Source organism: Mesorhizobium sp. M1A.F.Ca.ET.072.01.1.1, assembly GCF_004023325.1.
Taxonomy (GTDB): domain Bacteria; phylum Pseudomonadota; class Alphaproteobacteria; order Rhizobiales; family Rhizobiaceae; genus Mesorhizobium.
In genome coordinates this window covers 1-13,297 of the sequence record NZ_RZSF01000056.1, presented here as the reverse complement: position 1 = coordinate 13,297, position 13,297 = coordinate 1, and the positions used below count along the sequence as shown (strand labels likewise).

Annotated in this window: 19 protein-coding genes; 9 read left to right on the top strand and 10 right to left on the bottom strand. The window is 63.4% G+C overall.

The genetic code is table 11. The features are described 5' to 3' along the window. Positions 1–11: 11 nt before the first annotated feature. Both EOA32_RS11100 and EOA32_RS11095 read left to right on the top strand, forming a co-directional pair. Positions 12–374, top strand: coding sequence for a DUF805 domain-containing protein (locus tag EOA32_RS11100; protein WP_095776838.1), 363 nt, complete (start codon positions 12–14; stop codon positions 372–374). Then, the gene (locus EOA32_RS11095; protein WP_067003040.1) at positions 367–744 is read left to right on the top strand and encodes a DUF805 domain-containing protein; all 378 of its coding nucleotides are present in this window, start codon (positions 367–369) and stop codon (positions 742–744) included. Before EOA32_RS11100 ends, EOA32_RS11095 begins: the two co-directional genes overlap by 8 nt. Positions 745–893: 149 nt before the next feature. Here EOA32_RS11095 and EOA32_RS11090 read toward each other — a convergent pair whose 3' ends face one another. Next, entirely contained in the window at positions 894–1,928 is a 1,035-nt protein-coding gene (locus tag EOA32_RS11090) for a 2-dehydropantoate 2-reductase (protein WP_128371770.1), read from the bottom strand. Between the two features lie 118 nt (positions 1,929–2,046). Between EOA32_RS11090 and dapE the strand changes: the two genes are divergently transcribed. The 3 genes from dapE to EOA32_RS11075 all read left to right on the top strand — a co-directional run bounded on the left by dapE (position 2,047) and on the right by EOA32_RS11075 (position 4,216). After that, positions 2,047–3,246: a succinyl-diaminopimelate desuccinylase gene (gene dapE, locus EOA32_RS11085; RefSeq protein WP_067003044.1), complete on the top strand. Its 1,200-nt coding sequence runs from the start codon at positions 2,047–2,049 to the stop codon at positions 3,244–3,246. A 2-nt stretch (positions 3,247–3,248) separates the two neighbouring features. Beyond that, positions 3,249–3,854 carry a transporter gene (locus tag EOA32_RS11080; RefSeq protein ID WP_067323778.1) on the top strand — a complete coding sequence of 202 codons (606 nt, stop codon included), beginning with the start codon at positions 3,249–3,251 and terminating at the stop codon, positions 3,852–3,854. 80 nt (positions 3,855–3,934) lie between these two features. Next, positions 3,935–4,216 (top strand): type II toxin-antitoxin system ParD family antitoxin, encoded by a 282-nt coding sequence (locus EOA32_RS11075; RefSeq protein ID WP_095776834.1) that lies wholly within the window; start codon positions 3,935–3,937, stop codon positions 4,214–4,216. A gap of 261 nt (positions 4,217–4,477) precedes the next feature. Here the strand turns inward: EOA32_RS11075 and truA are convergent, their stop codons facing one another. The 6 genes from truA to def all read right to left on the bottom strand — a co-directional run bounded on the left by truA (position 4,478) and on the right by def (position 8,365). Then, a complete protein-coding gene (truA, locus tag EOA32_RS11065; protein ID WP_067003051.1) occupies positions 4,478–5,233 on the bottom strand; it encodes a tRNA pseudouridine(38-40) synthase TruA in 756 nt (251 codons plus the stop codon). 24 nt (positions 5,234–5,257) lie between these two features. Further along, positions 5,258–5,764 (bottom strand): N-acetyltransferase, encoded by a 507-nt coding sequence (locus EOA32_RS11060; protein WP_067323775.1) that lies wholly within the window; start codon positions 5,762–5,764, stop codon positions 5,258–5,260. Beyond that, a complete protein-coding gene (fmt, locus tag EOA32_RS11055) occupies positions 5,761–6,696 on the bottom strand; it encodes a methionyl-tRNA formyltransferase (RefSeq protein WP_128371769.1) in 936 nt (311 codons plus the stop codon). The genes EOA32_RS11060 and fmt overlap by 4 nt, the downstream gene beginning before the upstream one ends. Before the next feature lie 19 nt (positions 6,697–6,715). Beyond that, positions 6,716–7,141, bottom strand: coding sequence for a type II toxin-antitoxin system VapC family toxin (locus EOA32_RS11050; protein WP_095776830.1), 426 nt, complete (start codon positions 7,139–7,141; stop codon positions 6,716–6,718). Continuing rightward, on the bottom strand, positions 7,138–7,416 hold the full coding sequence (locus EOA32_RS11045; RefSeq protein ID WP_082953832.1) for a plasmid stabilization protein: 279 nt from the start codon (positions 7,414–7,416) through the stop codon (positions 7,138–7,140). Before EOA32_RS11045 ends, EOA32_RS11050 begins: the two co-directional genes overlap by 4 nt. Before the next feature lie 418 nt (positions 7,417–7,834). Then, entirely contained in the window at positions 7,835–8,365 is a 531-nt protein-coding gene (def, locus tag EOA32_RS11040) for a peptide deformylase (protein ID WP_067003060.1), read from the bottom strand. Positions 8,366–8,468: 103 nt separating this feature from the next. On the opposite strand from def, the gene EOA32_RS11035 reads away from it, so the two are divergent. Further along, a complete protein-coding gene (locus EOA32_RS11035) occupies positions 8,469–9,719 on the top strand; it encodes a DNA recombination protein RmuC (RefSeq protein WP_067003062.1) in 1,251 nt (416 codons plus the stop codon). 15 nt (positions 9,720–9,734) lie between these two features. Here EOA32_RS11035 and EOA32_RS11030 read toward each other — a convergent pair whose 3' ends face one another. Both EOA32_RS11030 and EOA32_RS11025 read right to left on the bottom strand, forming a co-directional pair. Then, entirely contained in the window at positions 9,735–10,139 is a 405-nt protein-coding gene (locus tag EOA32_RS11030) for a GFA family protein (RefSeq protein WP_067003064.1), read from the bottom strand. Positions 10,140–10,173: 34 nt separating this feature from the next. After that, on the bottom strand, positions 10,174–11,133 hold the full coding sequence (locus EOA32_RS11025; protein ID WP_128371768.1) for a cation diffusion facilitator family transporter: 960 nt from the start codon (positions 11,131–11,133) through the stop codon (positions 10,174–10,176). A 247-nt stretch (positions 11,134–11,380) separates the two neighbouring features. Between EOA32_RS11025 and EOA32_RS40545 the strand changes: the two genes are divergently transcribed. Both EOA32_RS40545 and sugE read left to right on the top strand, forming a co-directional pair. Beyond that, the gene (locus EOA32_RS40545) at positions 11,381–11,506 is read left to right on the top strand and encodes a hypothetical protein (protein WP_082953831.1); all 126 of its coding nucleotides are present in this window, start codon (positions 11,381–11,383) and stop codon (positions 11,504–11,506) included. Between the two features lie 197 nt (positions 11,507–11,703). Beyond that, complete coding sequence (gene sugE, locus EOA32_RS11015; protein ID WP_095776826.1) at positions 11,704–12,018, top strand: quaternary ammonium compound efflux SMR transporter SugE; 315 nt, start codon at positions 11,704–11,706, stop codon at positions 12,016–12,018. A 65-nt stretch (positions 12,019–12,083) separates the two neighbouring features. Here sugE and EOA32_RS11010 read toward each other — a convergent pair whose 3' ends face one another. Continuing rightward, the gene (locus EOA32_RS11010; protein ID WP_095776825.1) at positions 12,084–12,512 is read right to left on the bottom strand and encodes a DUF6481 family protein; all 429 of its coding nucleotides are present in this window, start codon (positions 12,510–12,512) and stop codon (positions 12,084–12,086) included. Between the two features lie 226 nt (positions 12,513–12,738). On the opposite strand from EOA32_RS11010, the gene EOA32_RS11005 reads away from it, so the two are divergent. Then, the coding region (locus tag EOA32_RS11005) for an LLM class flavin-dependent oxidoreductase (RefSeq protein ID WP_128371767.1) at positions 12,739–13,297 on the top strand (559 nt) is incomplete at its 3' end.

Here is a 13,297-nt window from a genome sequence, read left to right as displayed (position 1 = left end):
GGAGGGGCGTCATGGACTGGAAGTATCTGCTGACGAGTTTCGACGGCCGCATCAACCGGGCCAAATTCTGGGCCGGCATCGGCATATTCATCGTCATCGCCATCATTGCGTTCATTCTCGACTCGATCCTCGGCACACGTTTCACCACCGCCGGCGGCGACCAGATCGGCATCCTCGGCATCCTCGTCGCGCTGGCATCGATCTATTTCGCGATTGCTCTCTATGCCAAACGCTGGCACGACCGTAACAAGTCGGGCTGGTGGACACTGATCGGCCTTATACCCATCATCGGCGGCATCTGGCTGTTCATCGAACTGGGCATGCTCGAAGGCACCAGGGGCGCCAATCAATACGGACCGGACCCGCTTGCCTGAAAAAGCAGACTTCATCTGGCTCTTCTTCAAAACCTCGGGCCGCGTCAGCCGCGCGGCTTATTTTCTCGGCGGATTGCTGGTTGCTATCGTCCAGGCCTTTCCGCTTTATCGCTTCACGCTGGTGCCGGAAGGTTCGGCCGAGAGCAACATGTGGTCGTTCGTCTTCTTCCTCACGTTCCTCGCCTCGTTGTGGTCGAACGTCGTGCTGGCAGTGAAGCGGCTGCACGACCTCGACAAGCCGGGCATCGCGGCGCTGGTGCTGTTCGTTCCCGTCGTGTCGATCGTTGCCTTCCTGGTGCTCTGCCTGTTTCCGGGACAGCCCGGATCCAATCGCTACGGCAGCCGCACGAATGCGCCGGCCGACCGCTAGCGCCGGATGATTTTTAGGTCGTTTCGACCTCAAATCTGATCCGGCTCTAAATCACAGAGATAACGCGTGATGTAATCGGTCAATGACGATGTCGCCATCCTTGGCGTCAACGAGACCGAGAATTTGAGCTCGAACCTGTCGCGCAAATATCACGCTGATCGAGGACCGCGGCTGACCTCGTCGGGCGTCAATCCGGGCGGACCGCGCCTGTCCGCTTCCGCCTGACGCACCAGCGCCATGATGCGCTTCGTCACAGGCGCCGGCACGCCGGTCTTTTGCGCGAGCCGCAGGATCGCTCCCTGCAATTCGTCGACCTCGGTCGGCCGACGACGATGGAGATCGTCCCACATCGAGGAGCGCGCCTTGGGGTCGATCGCCAGCAGCCGCCGGGCCAGGATTCCGAACAGCCAGTCCGGAAGCCGCAGCACTTTCGGCAGCAGCCATGGGGGCGGCCCAGCGATGCGCGCCGGCTCGATACGGCAAGCTTTCATTGCAGCCAGGGCCTCGTCGATCTGGTCCGCCAGAATGACGCGCCAGCCGCGGTCCGCCAATTCGGTCGCCAGCGGCAGGTCGGAGAGCGCGACCAGCGCATTGTTGAGGTTCATCAGCAGTTTGCTCCACTGCACCGCCCTCATGTCGGCATGGGTTTCGACCCCAAGTCCTTCGACATTGAGCAGTGCTGAAAGGCCGGGCTCAGTATTCTCGATGATGACCATGCCGTCGCTGGCGCGGCGGACGCTGAACGGCGTCTCGCCATCCGGCGATTGCACGACATTAAACGCAACCATACCGGCAAGCACGCGATGCGCGGGAAGCGCTCCACGCAGTTTGTCCGGATTGTCGACGCCATTCTGCAGGCTGATCACAATGGCATCGGGGCGGGCATGAGCCGCAACAAGCGCCGCCATCTCCTCGGTCGCGCCGCTCTTTACGGTGACCAGAACGATATCCGCGTTGCGCAGCGCCAGCGCCGGATCGTCGCTGACCGCCAGCGTCTCAGGCCCGATGCGTCTGTCGCGGCCGTCAAAATCGCTGATCCGCAGCCCGTCCTTGCGCAACGCCTCCACAATGCAGCCGCGGCCAAGGAAGACGACCTTACGCCCGGCGAGCGCCAGGCAGCCGCCGACATAGCAGCCGATGCTGCCGGCGCCGGCTATCGCGATCGTCTTTCCTTCTTTGGCCATGCGATCATCCCGTCCTGGCCCGCGCGACTATACGACACGACAACCATATTGTCGGCGGCTTGCTCGGCGAACATCTGCCACCGTGACAGGCCTGCCGCTTTCGACTATCGCTTTGCCCATGAAATTGCCGACCGACCCTGCCCAGAACCTTGCCGCCCTGATCCGCTGCCCTTCCGTGACGCCCGCCGAAGGCGGCGCGCTGCAGACCTTGGAAGACATGCTGAAGCCACTCGGCTTCGCCGTCGAGCGGCCGATATTCTCGGAAGATGGCACGCCGAACATCGAAAATCTCTATGCGCGCCGCTCCGGCAACGGCCCACATCTGATGTTTGCCGGCCATACCGACGTGGTGCCGGTCGGCGACGAGGCGGCGTGGACGCATCCGCCCTTTGCCGCCGAGATCGCCAATGGCGAGATGTATGGCCGCGGCGCCGTCGACATGAAAGGCGGCATCGCCTGCTTCATCGCCGCGGTGGCGCGCCACATCGAGAACAATGGCGGCCCGAAAGGCTCGGTCTCGCTGCTGATCACCGGCGACGAGGAAGGGCCGGCCATCAACGGCACGGTGAAGCTGCTCGACTGGGCTGCCGCCAAGGGCGAGAAATGGGACGCCTCGATCGTCGGCGAGCCGACCAATCCGGATGCGCTTGGCGATATGATCAAGATCGGCCGGCGCGGCTCGCTCTCCGGCAGCGTCATCGTCAATGGCCGTCAGGGCCACGCCGCCTATCCGCAACTTGCCGACAACCCGGTGCGCGGGCTTATGAGCCTTGTCGACGCGCTGCTCCATCCGGTGTTCGACAGGGGAACAAAGGATTTCCAGCCGACCAATCTGGAAGTGACCTCGATCGACGTCGGCAACCCGGCGACCAATGTCATCCCGGCCAAGGCCACCGCCACGTTCAACATCCGCTTCAACGACACTTGGGATGCCGAGACCGTCCAGGCCGAGATCCACAACCGGCTCGACCAGGCGGCGGGCCGCAAGAAATATCGGCCGGGCAAGAAGACCGCCGTCGACTACGAGCTTGTCTGGCGCGACCGGCCGAGCCATGTCTTCCTTACCCGCGACGAAAAGCTGATCGACACGCTGAGCGGTTCCGTGGCCGCGGTGGTCGGCAAGAGGCCTTCGCTCTCCACCTCCGGCGGCACTTCGGATGCGCGTTTCATCAAGGATTTTTGCCCGGTGGTCGAGTTCGGGCTGGTCGGCAAGACCATGCACATGGTCGACGAGCGCGTGGCGGTCGCCGATCTCGAGACGCTGACAGGGATATACGAGCGCTTTATCGAGGACTGGTTCGGACAAGGTCTGACGTGACCATGCTCTCAACGGACGAAACCTTTGCTTCGCTGGCCGGCGCCTGGCGGCTGATGCTCGGCAGGGCCGACGGCCTGCGCATGCTCGATCTGTCTGCGGACGGTTTTTGGAATTCCTTCTTCGCCATCGTCGTGGCGGCGCCGGCGCTGATCGTCGGCTGGGTCGGGATCGCCAATGAGATAGGCGATCCGAATGCGTTCGCCGGGCGGCTCGGCATGCTGCTCCGGCTGGCAACCGTCGACATCGGTTCCTGGGTGCTGCCGCTGGTGGCGCTTGCGCTGGTCGCGCCGCGCGCCGGCATCGGCGGCCGCTTCGTCCACTACGTCGTCGCCTCCAACTGGGCCTCCGCGATCATCGCCTGGCTGATGCTGCCGTCGGCGCTGCTGAGGCTGTTCCTGCCTTCGACCGACGAGGTCAGCGGCCTGGTCTCGCTGCTGCTGTTCGCGCTGTCGATGGTGCTGACCTGGCGCATGACCAACGCGACGATCGGCAAGGGCGCGGCTGCCGGCACCGCGGTGTTTGTCGGCATGTTCGTCGCCTCGCTGCTCGTCTTGTTCGGGCTGCAGGCGCTGCTCGGCATCGACATTCCGGACGGCGCGAGGGGCTGATCTTGGCCGGCTGACGGGGTCTTTTCTTGAGACAGGGGGGTATGATAGTTTCACACCACTGTCCTCCCGGAGCGCTAGCCATGTCCGCTACCGAAAAACGCACCTTCAGCCTGCCGGCCGAGCAAGCGGCCTTCATTGATCAGCTCGTCCGCTCGGGCACGTATGCGACCAGCAGCGAAGTCATCCGCGCCGGGCTTCGCGCCCTTCAGGAGCGCGACGCCGCGGTGGAGCGTTGGCTGCGCGAGGAGGTCGCTCCGGCCTATGATGCGTGGAAGGCAAACCCCGGCAAAGGCATTTCGCCGGAGGAAATGGCCGAACGGGCGCGCAAGCGTCACGAGCGCTATTCGCAAAAGAAACCGTGAAGCGTCGGACCGTCGTCCCATCCTTGCAGACCGCTACGACGCTCGCATCCGCGCGTTCTGCGAGCGCCTCGAGCATGGCTCTGAACGCGGCACGCGCCGTGATGACGTGCGGCCGGACCTTCGCGTCGTCGGATTTGAGCGCCGGATAACTGTCGCTTTCGTTGGGGAGCCTGAGCGCGTCGTGATTCTGCGCCTCTTCTATGGCGGCGCGAATTGGTCGGACGAACTCGCCGTGAACGACGCCGGCTGATCGACGCCGCCTCAGACGTCCTCTGGATAATCCACCCCGACAAGAAACAGCCCGTCGGGCGGCGCTACCTGTCCGCAGGCTGCCCGGTTGCGCGCTTCGAGCGCTGCCTTGAGATCGGCGGCGCTCCAGGAGCCGTCGCCGACCCTGCGCAGTGAGCCGACCATCGAGCGCACCTGGTTGTGCAGGAAGGAACGCGCCGAGGTTCGCACCTCGATGAGATCTCCGGCGCGGGTGACATCGAGACGGTCAAGCGTGCGCACCGGGCTTTCGGCCTGGCACTGGGTGGAGCGGAAGGTGGTGAAATCGTGCCGCCCGAGCAGCACCCTCGCCGCCTCGTGCATGGCCTCGGCATCGAGCCGTTTCGGCACCCACCAGACCTTGCCCTTTTCAAGCGCCGACGGGGCGCGGCGGTTGAGGATGCGATAGAGATAATGGCGGCCGGTGGCCGAAAACCGCGCATCGAAATCGTCGGCGACGACGGCAGCCTTGAGGATGGCGATGCGCGCGCCGGCCGCCTGCAGATGGGCGTTGACGGCGTCGCGCACCTTGTCGCCCGCCCAGTCCCTGGCCAGATCGACATGGGCCACCTGGGCGGTCGCGTGCACGCCGGCATCGGTGCGGCCGGCGGCACGTATTCGCACCTCTTCGCCGCAGAACTTTTCGATCGCCTGCTCGATCGCCTGCTGCACCGAAAGCTGGTCCGCCTGATGCTGCCAGCCGGCGAATTGGCTGCCGTCATATTCGATATCGAGCCGAAAACGCGGCATGCCAGCTCTGCGTTTGGCGCTCGCCTAGGCGGCCAGCGCGGTGAAGGCCGAAGCGTATAGCAGTCTGCCGGCCTCGGGCGCGTCGCCCCAGGCCAGCGCCTGCAGCGCCTCGCCCTGGTATTCGCTCTCGAATTTCTCGGCGCGGGCGTGGGTGTAGCCGAAGCGGCCGTAATAGGCCGGATCGCCGAGCACCACCGCCAAAGCCTCGCCAGCCTCCTTCAGACGGACATGCGCCTCGCGGATCAGCGCGCCGCCGATGCCGGTGCCGTGGAAGGACGGCTCGACGGCCAGCGGCGCCAGCGCCACGGCCGCGAAGCGCTTGCCGCCGTTCTGCACAAAAAGCCTGGAAAACAGAATGTGGCCGACGACCTGGCCATCTTCTTCCGCAACCAGCTCGACGACGGCGTCGCCGCCGGTGACCAGCGCATCGACCAGGCCGGCCTCCGCCTGCTGGCCGAAGGCATGCTCTTCGACGAGGCGGATCGCCTCGCGATCCCGCGGCGTCGCCGCACGTATCGACATCATGCTCATTGGAGTTTCGTTCCTTTTTCGATCTTGGCCCCGCGCAAAAACTCCTGCGCGGCGGCGGGCCTTCCACCCGCCCGTTGAACTTCGACCAGCCGCACCGCGCCTGACCCGCAGGCGACCGTCAGCCGATCATCGAGAATACCTCCCGACTCGCCGACGCCGTTGGAAAGCGTCGAGCGAAGCAGTTTCAGCCGCTCCACGCGGCCACCAATTTCGACCTCGCACCACGCGCCCGGAAAGGGCGACAGGCCGCGAATGTGATCGTGGACTTCGCCGGCAGGCCGCGTCCAGTCTACGCGTGTCTCCGATTTATCGATCTTTCGCGCATAGGTCACCCCTTCCGCCGCCTGCGGGGCAAATGTCAGACAATTTATCCCCAACTGTGCGAGCGCATCCACCATCAGCGAGGCGCCTCGAGCCATGAGGAGGTCATGCAATTCCCCGGCGGTCATATCGGGACCAATGACGCATTTTTCAACCAATGCCACCGGGCCGATGTCCAGCCCCTCTTCCATGCGCATCACCATCATGCCGGTTTCGACATCGCCGGCCATGATGGCGCGCTGTATGGGAGCAGCACCGCGCCAACGCGGCAAAAGTGATGCATGGCCGTTGAGGCAACCGAGCCTGGTGGCCTCGAGAACGGGTTTCGGCAGAAGGAGGCCATAGGCGACGACCACGGCGACATCGGCCCGCAAACCGGCAAAGGCCTGCTGCTCCGTCTCTGCCTTGAGCGATGTCGGCGTGCGCACCTCGAGCCCGAGCCGTTCCGCCTCGCGCTGCACGGGCGAGGGCGTCAATTCCAACCCGCGCCGGCCGGCGGCGCGCGGCGGCTGCGTATAGACGGCGGCGATCTCGTGGCCGGCCTCGGCGATGGCGCTGAGCGTCGGCACGGAAAACTCCGGCGTGCCCATGAAGATGACGCGAAGGGGCATTTCTCCTGCCATGCTATGTTCAGGCGTCCGCTTCAAACGGGTTCACGAGCTTCAGGCCAAGCTCGTCGAAGTCGCGAACATTGCGTGTCGCAAGCGTAGCGTCATGGGCCAGACAGATAGCCGCAATCATGGCATCGGAAAGACTGACCGGACGACCGATATTTTCCCGCATTGCCCGAAGCTTGCCGGTAAGGCGAGGTACCGAGCCAGCAAAGTCAACGATGCGACCCGAAAACTGCTTCGAGATCAGATGGTCGAGAGCACGAACGTGTCGATCAGAGCCGGTCTTATTCAGAAATCTTTCGGCGCCGAAAGATTGTTCCATGACGACCGGGCCGCACAGGTAAAGATTGAGCAGATCCTGTTTGCGAAACCATTCGACCACGTTCGGATCAGGTGTGATCCTGCTTGCTTCGGAAACGACGTTGGTATCGAGAATAATCAATCGAAACCCTCGACCAAGGGGCCAAAGTCCTGTTTCCTCGCAGCTTCGATTTCAGCCATTGTCTCAGCAAACTCGTTGTCAATTGCGCTTTCGTTTGCGAATGCGGAGCGGATACTCTCCCATGCTGAGAAGTTTGGCTCTAGCCTTCTTTCCTTTTCCACACTCATGCCCTTCCACAAAAGATCGATGGCTTTGCCCGATAGGCTCTGGCCGACTTTTCGAGCGGCTTGCTCAATTTCGCGCTTTAGGGGTTCTGGTACGTTTCTGATTAGCATATCGCTCAAGGCTAAGCCTCCAATTTGATATCATGATATCATGGTTAGACGATTTGCTCAATCATACCCAGCACGGGTTTGCGCGGCGCTTAAAGACTCTTCGGTAACCAAGTTCGAATGCTTTCCTCATATGATTCGGGCCTCTTGCCCCTTCGGAGCCATTCATATGAAGACTCGTCAAAAGACATTGGGGCGTGTCGTACGCCAGGTTCAAATCGCTCGATGAGGAATCTACGAAGGGCGAGTTGTCCAAACGACGTGAGCGAGCATTCGCTGTCTACCTCACGCCGCTTTTTGCAGTGGCATTAGTCGTGGTTTAATATTCTCGCCAAAGTCTCGCGCGCTTGCGTTTGAATTGGCTTCCAAAGCCATCGAAGTCGGGAAAGACTGGATCCTGCGTGGAATGCTCGAATGAGGTTCAGCCCGCCATCTTGCCCGGCGCCTTGTCCTTGGCGAGCTTCTTGAATTTCCTGACCACCATGTCGCGCTTCAGCTTCGAGATGTGGTCGATGAACAGCACGCCGTTAAGATGGTCGATCTCGTGCTGCAGGCAGGTCGCCATCAGGCCTTCGGCCTGCATCTCCTGCAGCTTGCCGTCGCGGTCGAGATATTTCACCCGCACCGCTGCGGGACGCTCGACCTCGGCATAGTAGTCAGGGATCGACAGGCAGCCTTCCTCATAGACCGAGCGCTCGTCGGAGCTTTCGAGGATTTCCGGATTGATGAAGACATGCGGCGCCGGCGGCTCGCCTTCCTTGGCGAGGTCGATGACCAGCAAACGCCGCGGCTCGCCGACCTGGATCGCCGCCAGCCCGATTCCCGGCGCGTCATACATGGTTTCCAGCATGTCGTCGGTGAGCTTGCGCAAGTCACCGTCGACGCGCTCGACCGGTTTGGAAACCTGGCGCAGGATCGGATCGGGAAGGATGATGAGCGGCTTGATCGACATGGCGTCTCACCTAAGACGTCGATGGAAAAGCGTCAACCGGGGCGGCTTTGACTTGTTCACGTTTTGATCTGTGCCAGCAGAGCGAATCGGCTATGCTGCCCAAATGAACGACATGACCTCGATCCTTTCGCAACCCGTCGCGCGGCTCGGCGCCACCACAATCAGGCTCGGCGAGGCGCTTGGCTTCGGAGCGCTGCTGCTGCTGGCGCTGTTCCTGGCGCTCGTCATCGCGTTGTGGCGCGCGGGAAAGGCGCGCGCGGCAGCGGCGGCAGAAGCGGCCGACCATGCCCGCGACACCGAGGCCAGGATGGCGGACATTCTTCAGGCGCAGGCCGAGATGCAGGGTCGCATGGGCGCGATCGCCGAAGTGTTCGGCGCCAGGCAGGCCGAGCTCACCCAATCGCTCGGACAGCGGCTCGACGCCATGACCGGCCGCCTTGGCCAGACCATGGCTGAGCAGACCAAGTCGACGCATGAGAGCCTGGCCAAGCTGCAGGAGCGGCTGGCGGTGATCGACACGGCGCAGGGCAACATCCAATCTTTAGCCGGACAGGTCGTGCAGCTGCAGGCGATCCTCTCCAACAAGCAGACTCGCGGCGCCTTCGGCCAGTCGCGCATGGAAACAATCATTGCCGACGGCCTGCCGCACGGCGCGTACGAGTTCCAGGCGAGCCTTTCCAACGGCAGCCGGCCCGACTGCCTGGTGCGGATGCCGAACGGCGCGCCGATGCTCGCCATCGACGCCAAGTTTCCGCTGGAGGCCTGGAATGCCATTCGTGCCGCCGAAGCCGCCGACTTGCAGAAGGCGGCGGCGCAGGCGTTCCGGCGCGACATCGAGGTGCATATCCGCGACATCGCGGAAAAATACCTGATCCAGGGCGAGACGCAGGACACCGCCTTCATGTTCGTGCCCTCGGAATCGGTGTTCGCCGAGATTCACGAGAATTTCGAGCCCGTGGTGCAGAAGGCGCACCGCGCCCGCGTCGTCATCGTCTCGCCGTCATTGCTGATGCTGTCGATCCAGGTCATCCAGGCAATCCTGAAGGACGCGCGCATGCGCGAGCAGGCGCATCTGATCCAGGGCGAGGTCATCCGCCTGATGGAGGATGTGGCGCGAGTCGACGAGCGCGTGCGCCGGTTGCAGACGCATTTCGGCCAGGCGGCCAGGGATATCGACGACATCCTCGTCTCGACGACGAAGGTCACCAAACGCGGGCAGAAGATCGAGGCGCTGGAGTTCGCCGAGGGCGAACCCGAACCGCCACGCGGTCCTGCCAAGGTGGAGGCGGGCGCGCGCGTGGCCGATTCCAAGACGGGTCAGCTCAGGCTGCGCGTCGTCGAAGGCGACGACTGAGCTGCCGTAACTCCGTTACTGCTCCTCGATGGTCGTGATGCCTTCGATTTCCGGCAGCCAGTGCAACGCCGAGCGGTGCCAGACCTGTCTTTTCGGCACCAGTTGGTCGCGCTGGCGCGCTGTACCCACCCTAATGCCGTAGATTTTCGGACCATCGCCAACCGACGTCGCATAGAGATGCGATCCGCATTCGCCGCAAAACCCCTGCGCGCGCTTGGCGCCGCTGGATCCGGTCTTGATGTAGACCTTCGGCGTGCCCTTGGTGATCCGGTAATCCTCTTCTGGCGCGCCCACCGTCACGCGAAAGGCCGTTCCCGTCAGTTGCTGGCAATCGGTGCAATGGCAGATCGAGGTCTTTTCGGGATCGACCTCCGCTTCGTAGGTGATGGCGCCGCAATGACACCCGCCGTCGATTCTCATTCGGCATGCTCCCAAAAGATTGCTTCGCTCAAATCTAATCCTCTTCGAAGGCCCCGGCGATAGCCTTACGCCTGCGCTCCCATGTGCCAGTCGCCTGCGGCTTGACGAACAGCCTGGTGATTTCGGGCATGTCGCTTTTCAGTCGCGCCTCCAGGCGTTCAACGCAGGCTTCGATCTCAGGCGCCGTGAGATGATCCTCGAATTCGATGCTTAGGCCTGCGACGATCTCCTCCGGGCCGATATGGACGCTCAGTATGCCGTTCGCCCGCTGCACGGCCGGGTCTTCCTGAGCGATCGCCAGAACCTTGCGCTGCACCTCGGGCGAAGCGGGCTCACCGATGAGCAGACCCTTGCTCTCGCGCGCCAAGAAGATGGCGGTGGCGCCCAGGATGACGGCGATGCCGATCGAGCCGGCGCCGTCGAGCTCGGGGATACCCAGGAGCTCGGCAGACAGGATGCCGACGAAGGCGACGACGAGGCCGAGCAGCGCGGCGCTGTCCTCGAACAGCACCGTGTAGATGCTGGGATCCTTGCTCATCCGGACCGCCTCGAACCAACCCAGCCTTCCCTTCTGTCCCCGGAACTCCTTCAGCGCCACCAGCCAGGAACTGCCTTCGAACAGAAAAGAAAGACCAAGCACGATGTAGTTGACCTTGGCGTTGACGATCGGCTCGGGCGCCATGATGTGGATCACGCCCTCATAGAAGGAAACGCCCGCGCCCAGCGCGAAAACCAGAAGGGCTACGATAAAGCTCCAGAAATAGAGTTCGCGTCCGTGTCCGAGCGGATGCGTGCGGTCGGGCGGGCGCGCGGCACGGCGCATGCCGTAAAGCAGAAGCGCGCCATTGCCGGTGTCGACCAGCGAATGCACGCCCTCCGACAGCATGGCTGAAGAGCCTGTGAAGGACGCTGCGGCGAATTTGGTCAGGGCGATCGCAACATTGCCGGCGAGCGCGGCGTAGATCACTCTTTTCGAGCCGCTATGCCCTGCCATGCGCTTCCGATCCTCTTCCAAGTGGGAGCTCAGCGGCCGCCGCCCAAAGCTCCACCGACAATGCGCCAGCCGCTCCGAGGTTCAGATGCCCCTATGCATTTCTGTTGCCTGATCGATCCCGAGGTCGCGGGATCAAGGGAAAACGGTTGACATAGCGCAAGCCGGCTTTCGAAGCTGCAAGCGGCCTCTTGCGGTCGGGCGCTTCTCTTGTTTCACTTGTGCTGCCCACAAATCGGAGGAGCGAATCATGGCGAAAGGTGCGATGAAGGCGGGCAAGGAACCCCGCAAGCCGAAAAAGGACGCCAAGAAACCGGCCGCGGCCCCGGCTCCGAAGGCGCCGCCGGTCAAGGCGATGCGCATCAAGGAGAAGTAGGCCGTCAGCGCGGCCGATCCGTCTCGATGCGGATTTGAACCGGCGGCATGCCGAATGCTGCCGGTGTTTTGTTGATCGGGGGACAGAACTCACTATATCGGTACCGCGAGGACGACCTCGCTTCCCCGAAACCCGGCCGGGACGACCCGCCACGTCAAACGTCGAGCATTCGATGCTCGATCGATGGAGCGTTCGCGATGTCCTGGATCTTCCTTTTCTTCGCTGGCCTGTTCGAGATCGGCTGGGCGATCGGCCTCAAATATACCGATGGTTTCTCGAAGCCGCTGCCGACCGTGCTCACAATCGTCTCGATGATCGTCAGCCTTGGCCTGCTCGGGCTTGCGTTGAAGACATTGCCCGTCGGCACGGCCTATGCGGTGTGGACCGGCATCGGCACTGTCGGCACGGCCTTGCTCGGCATCTGGCTGCTCGGCGAGCCGGCGACCGCGGTGCGGCTTGCCTGCATCGGCCTGATCGTCTGCGGCATCGTCGGGCTGAAGCTCGTCGCCTGATGCAGCACGAACGCGTTCAGGGCCGCTCCTGGCGACCCTGATTCATTTTTCGAACGAACTCGAACCTAGCGGGCCGAGAAGCCAGGAGGCGTGCGACCGACGCGCGCCTTGCGGGCGGCGTAGCGCGCATCGCGCTTGGCCTTGCGTTCGGCCTCCTCGGCGAGCAGGCGGGCGATGCGTTCGGTTTCCTCGGCTTCGCGGATCTTGGCCTCGGCGGCCGCCGCCTCTTCGGCAGCAATACGGGCCGCTTCGGCCACTGCCTCGCGTTCAGCCTTCTCGGCCGCTTCGCGCGCCAGCTTTTCCTGCTTCAACCGGGCCTTCTCGGCCTCGCGGATCGCACGGGCCTCGAGGATCGCCTTGCGTTCCGCCTGACGCGCCAGAACCGCTGGGTCGTCCGCCGCCGGCTTTGACTTGAAGCGCTCCAGGAGCGCCTTCTTTGCCTCGTTCGCGGCGTTGCGCCGCTCGAATATGTCTTTTTCCCTGTAAATAGCCAAGTCCACTTCCCTGAAGTCAATTCGCGACGCTTACATACGCGCGAAAGCGGTGAGTTCAAGCGCCAAAACGGTATGCCAGCCATGAAAATCTGGGCTGTTGCCGTCGGGATACGTCGTCGCGGCGCGATGCACTGTTCACAAATCGCGCCTCTGGCGGCTCTGGGGGCCGGTCGCTACCTCTAGCGCCAACAATCAACGCCCAAGCGGCGCATCAGGATGCATGAAAATGGAACTTGGCCTCTACACTTTCGCGGATGTCAGCCCGGAGCCGGGCCCCGGCGCCATCGGCCCGCACGAACGGCTGCGCAACCTGATCGAGGAGGTCGAGCTGGCCGACCAGGTCGGTCTCGACGTGTTCGGCCTCGGCGAACACCATCGCCCCGACTATGCGGCCTCGGCGCCGGTCGTGGCGCTGGCCGCGGCCGCGGAGCGGACGAAGCGGATCAAGCTCACCAGCGCGGTCACGGTGCTTTCTTCCGACGATCCGGTGCGGGTCTTCCAGCAGTTCGCGACGCTCGACCTTCTGTCCGGCGGCCGCGCCGAGATCATGGCCGGGCGCGGCTCCTTCATCGAATCGTTTCTGCTGTTCGGCTACAATCTCGAGGACTATGACGAGCTCTTCGCCGAGAAGCTGGATCTCCTGCTTGCCATCCGCGACCAGGTGAAGGTGACGTGGCAGGGCAAGCTGCGCGCGCCGATCAACGGCCGCGGCGTCTATCCCCGACCTTTCCGGGACAAGCTGCCGATCTGGATCGCTATTGGCGGGAAGCCGCAGTCCCCCGCCC

Bases quoted from the DNA above. Each gene is read 5' to 3' on its own strand.
- EOA32_RS11030 (WP_067003064.1), bottom strand. From the start codon at position 10,139: ATGAGAATCGACGGCGGGTGTCATTGCGGCGCCATCACCTACGAAGCG.
- fmt (WP_128371769.1), bottom strand. From the start codon at position 6,696: ATGCCCCTTCGCGTCATCTTCATGGGCACGCCGGAGTTTTCCGTGCCG.
- def (WP_067003060.1), bottom strand. From the start codon at position 8,365: ATGTCGATCAAGCCGCTCATCATCCTTCCCGATCCGATCCTGCGCCAG.
- EOA32_RS11090 (WP_128371770.1), bottom strand. From the start codon at position 1,928: ATGGCCAAAGAAGGAAAGACGATCGCGATAGCCGGCGCCGGCAGCATC.
- EOA32_RS11100 (WP_095776838.1), top strand. From the start codon at position 12: ATGGACTGGAAGTATCTGCTGACGAGTTTCGACGGCCGCATCAACCGG.
- EOA32_RS11080 (WP_067323778.1), top strand. From the start codon at position 3,249: ATGCTCTCAACGGACGAAACCTTTGCTTCGCTGGCCGGCGCCTGGCGG.
- truA (WP_067003051.1), bottom strand. From the start codon at position 5,233: ATGCCGCGTTTTCGGCTCGATATCGAATATGACGGCAGCCAATTCGCC.
- EOA32_RS11075 (WP_095776834.1), top strand. From the start codon at position 3,935: ATGTCCGCTACCGAAAAACGCACCTTCAGCCTGCCGGCCGAGCAAGCG.
- EOA32_RS11060 (WP_067323775.1), bottom strand. From the start codon at position 5,764: ATGAGCATGATGTCGATACGTGCGGCGACGCCGCGGGATCGCGAGGCG.
- sugE (WP_095776826.1), top strand. From the start codon at position 11,704: ATGTCCTGGATCTTCCTTTTCTTCGCTGGCCTGTTCGAGATCGGCTGG.
- dapE (WP_067003044.1), top strand. From the start codon at position 2,047: ATGAAATTGCCGACCGACCCTGCCCAGAACCTTGCCGCCCTGATCCGC.
- EOA32_RS11045 (WP_082953832.1), bottom strand. From the start codon at position 7,416: ATGCTAATCAGAAACGTACCAGAACCCCTAAAGCGCGAAATTGAGCAA.
- EOA32_RS11035 (WP_067003062.1), top strand. From the start codon at position 8,469: ATGAACGACATGACCTCGATCCTTTCGCAACCCGTCGCGCGGCTCGGC.
- EOA32_RS11025 (WP_128371768.1), bottom strand. From the start codon at position 11,133: ATGGCAGGGCATAGCGGCTCGAAAAGAGTGATCTACGCCGCGCTCGCC.
- EOA32_RS40545 (WP_082953831.1), top strand. From the start codon at position 11,381: ATGGCGAAAGGTGCGATGAAGGCGGGCAAGGAACCCCGCAAGCCGAAA.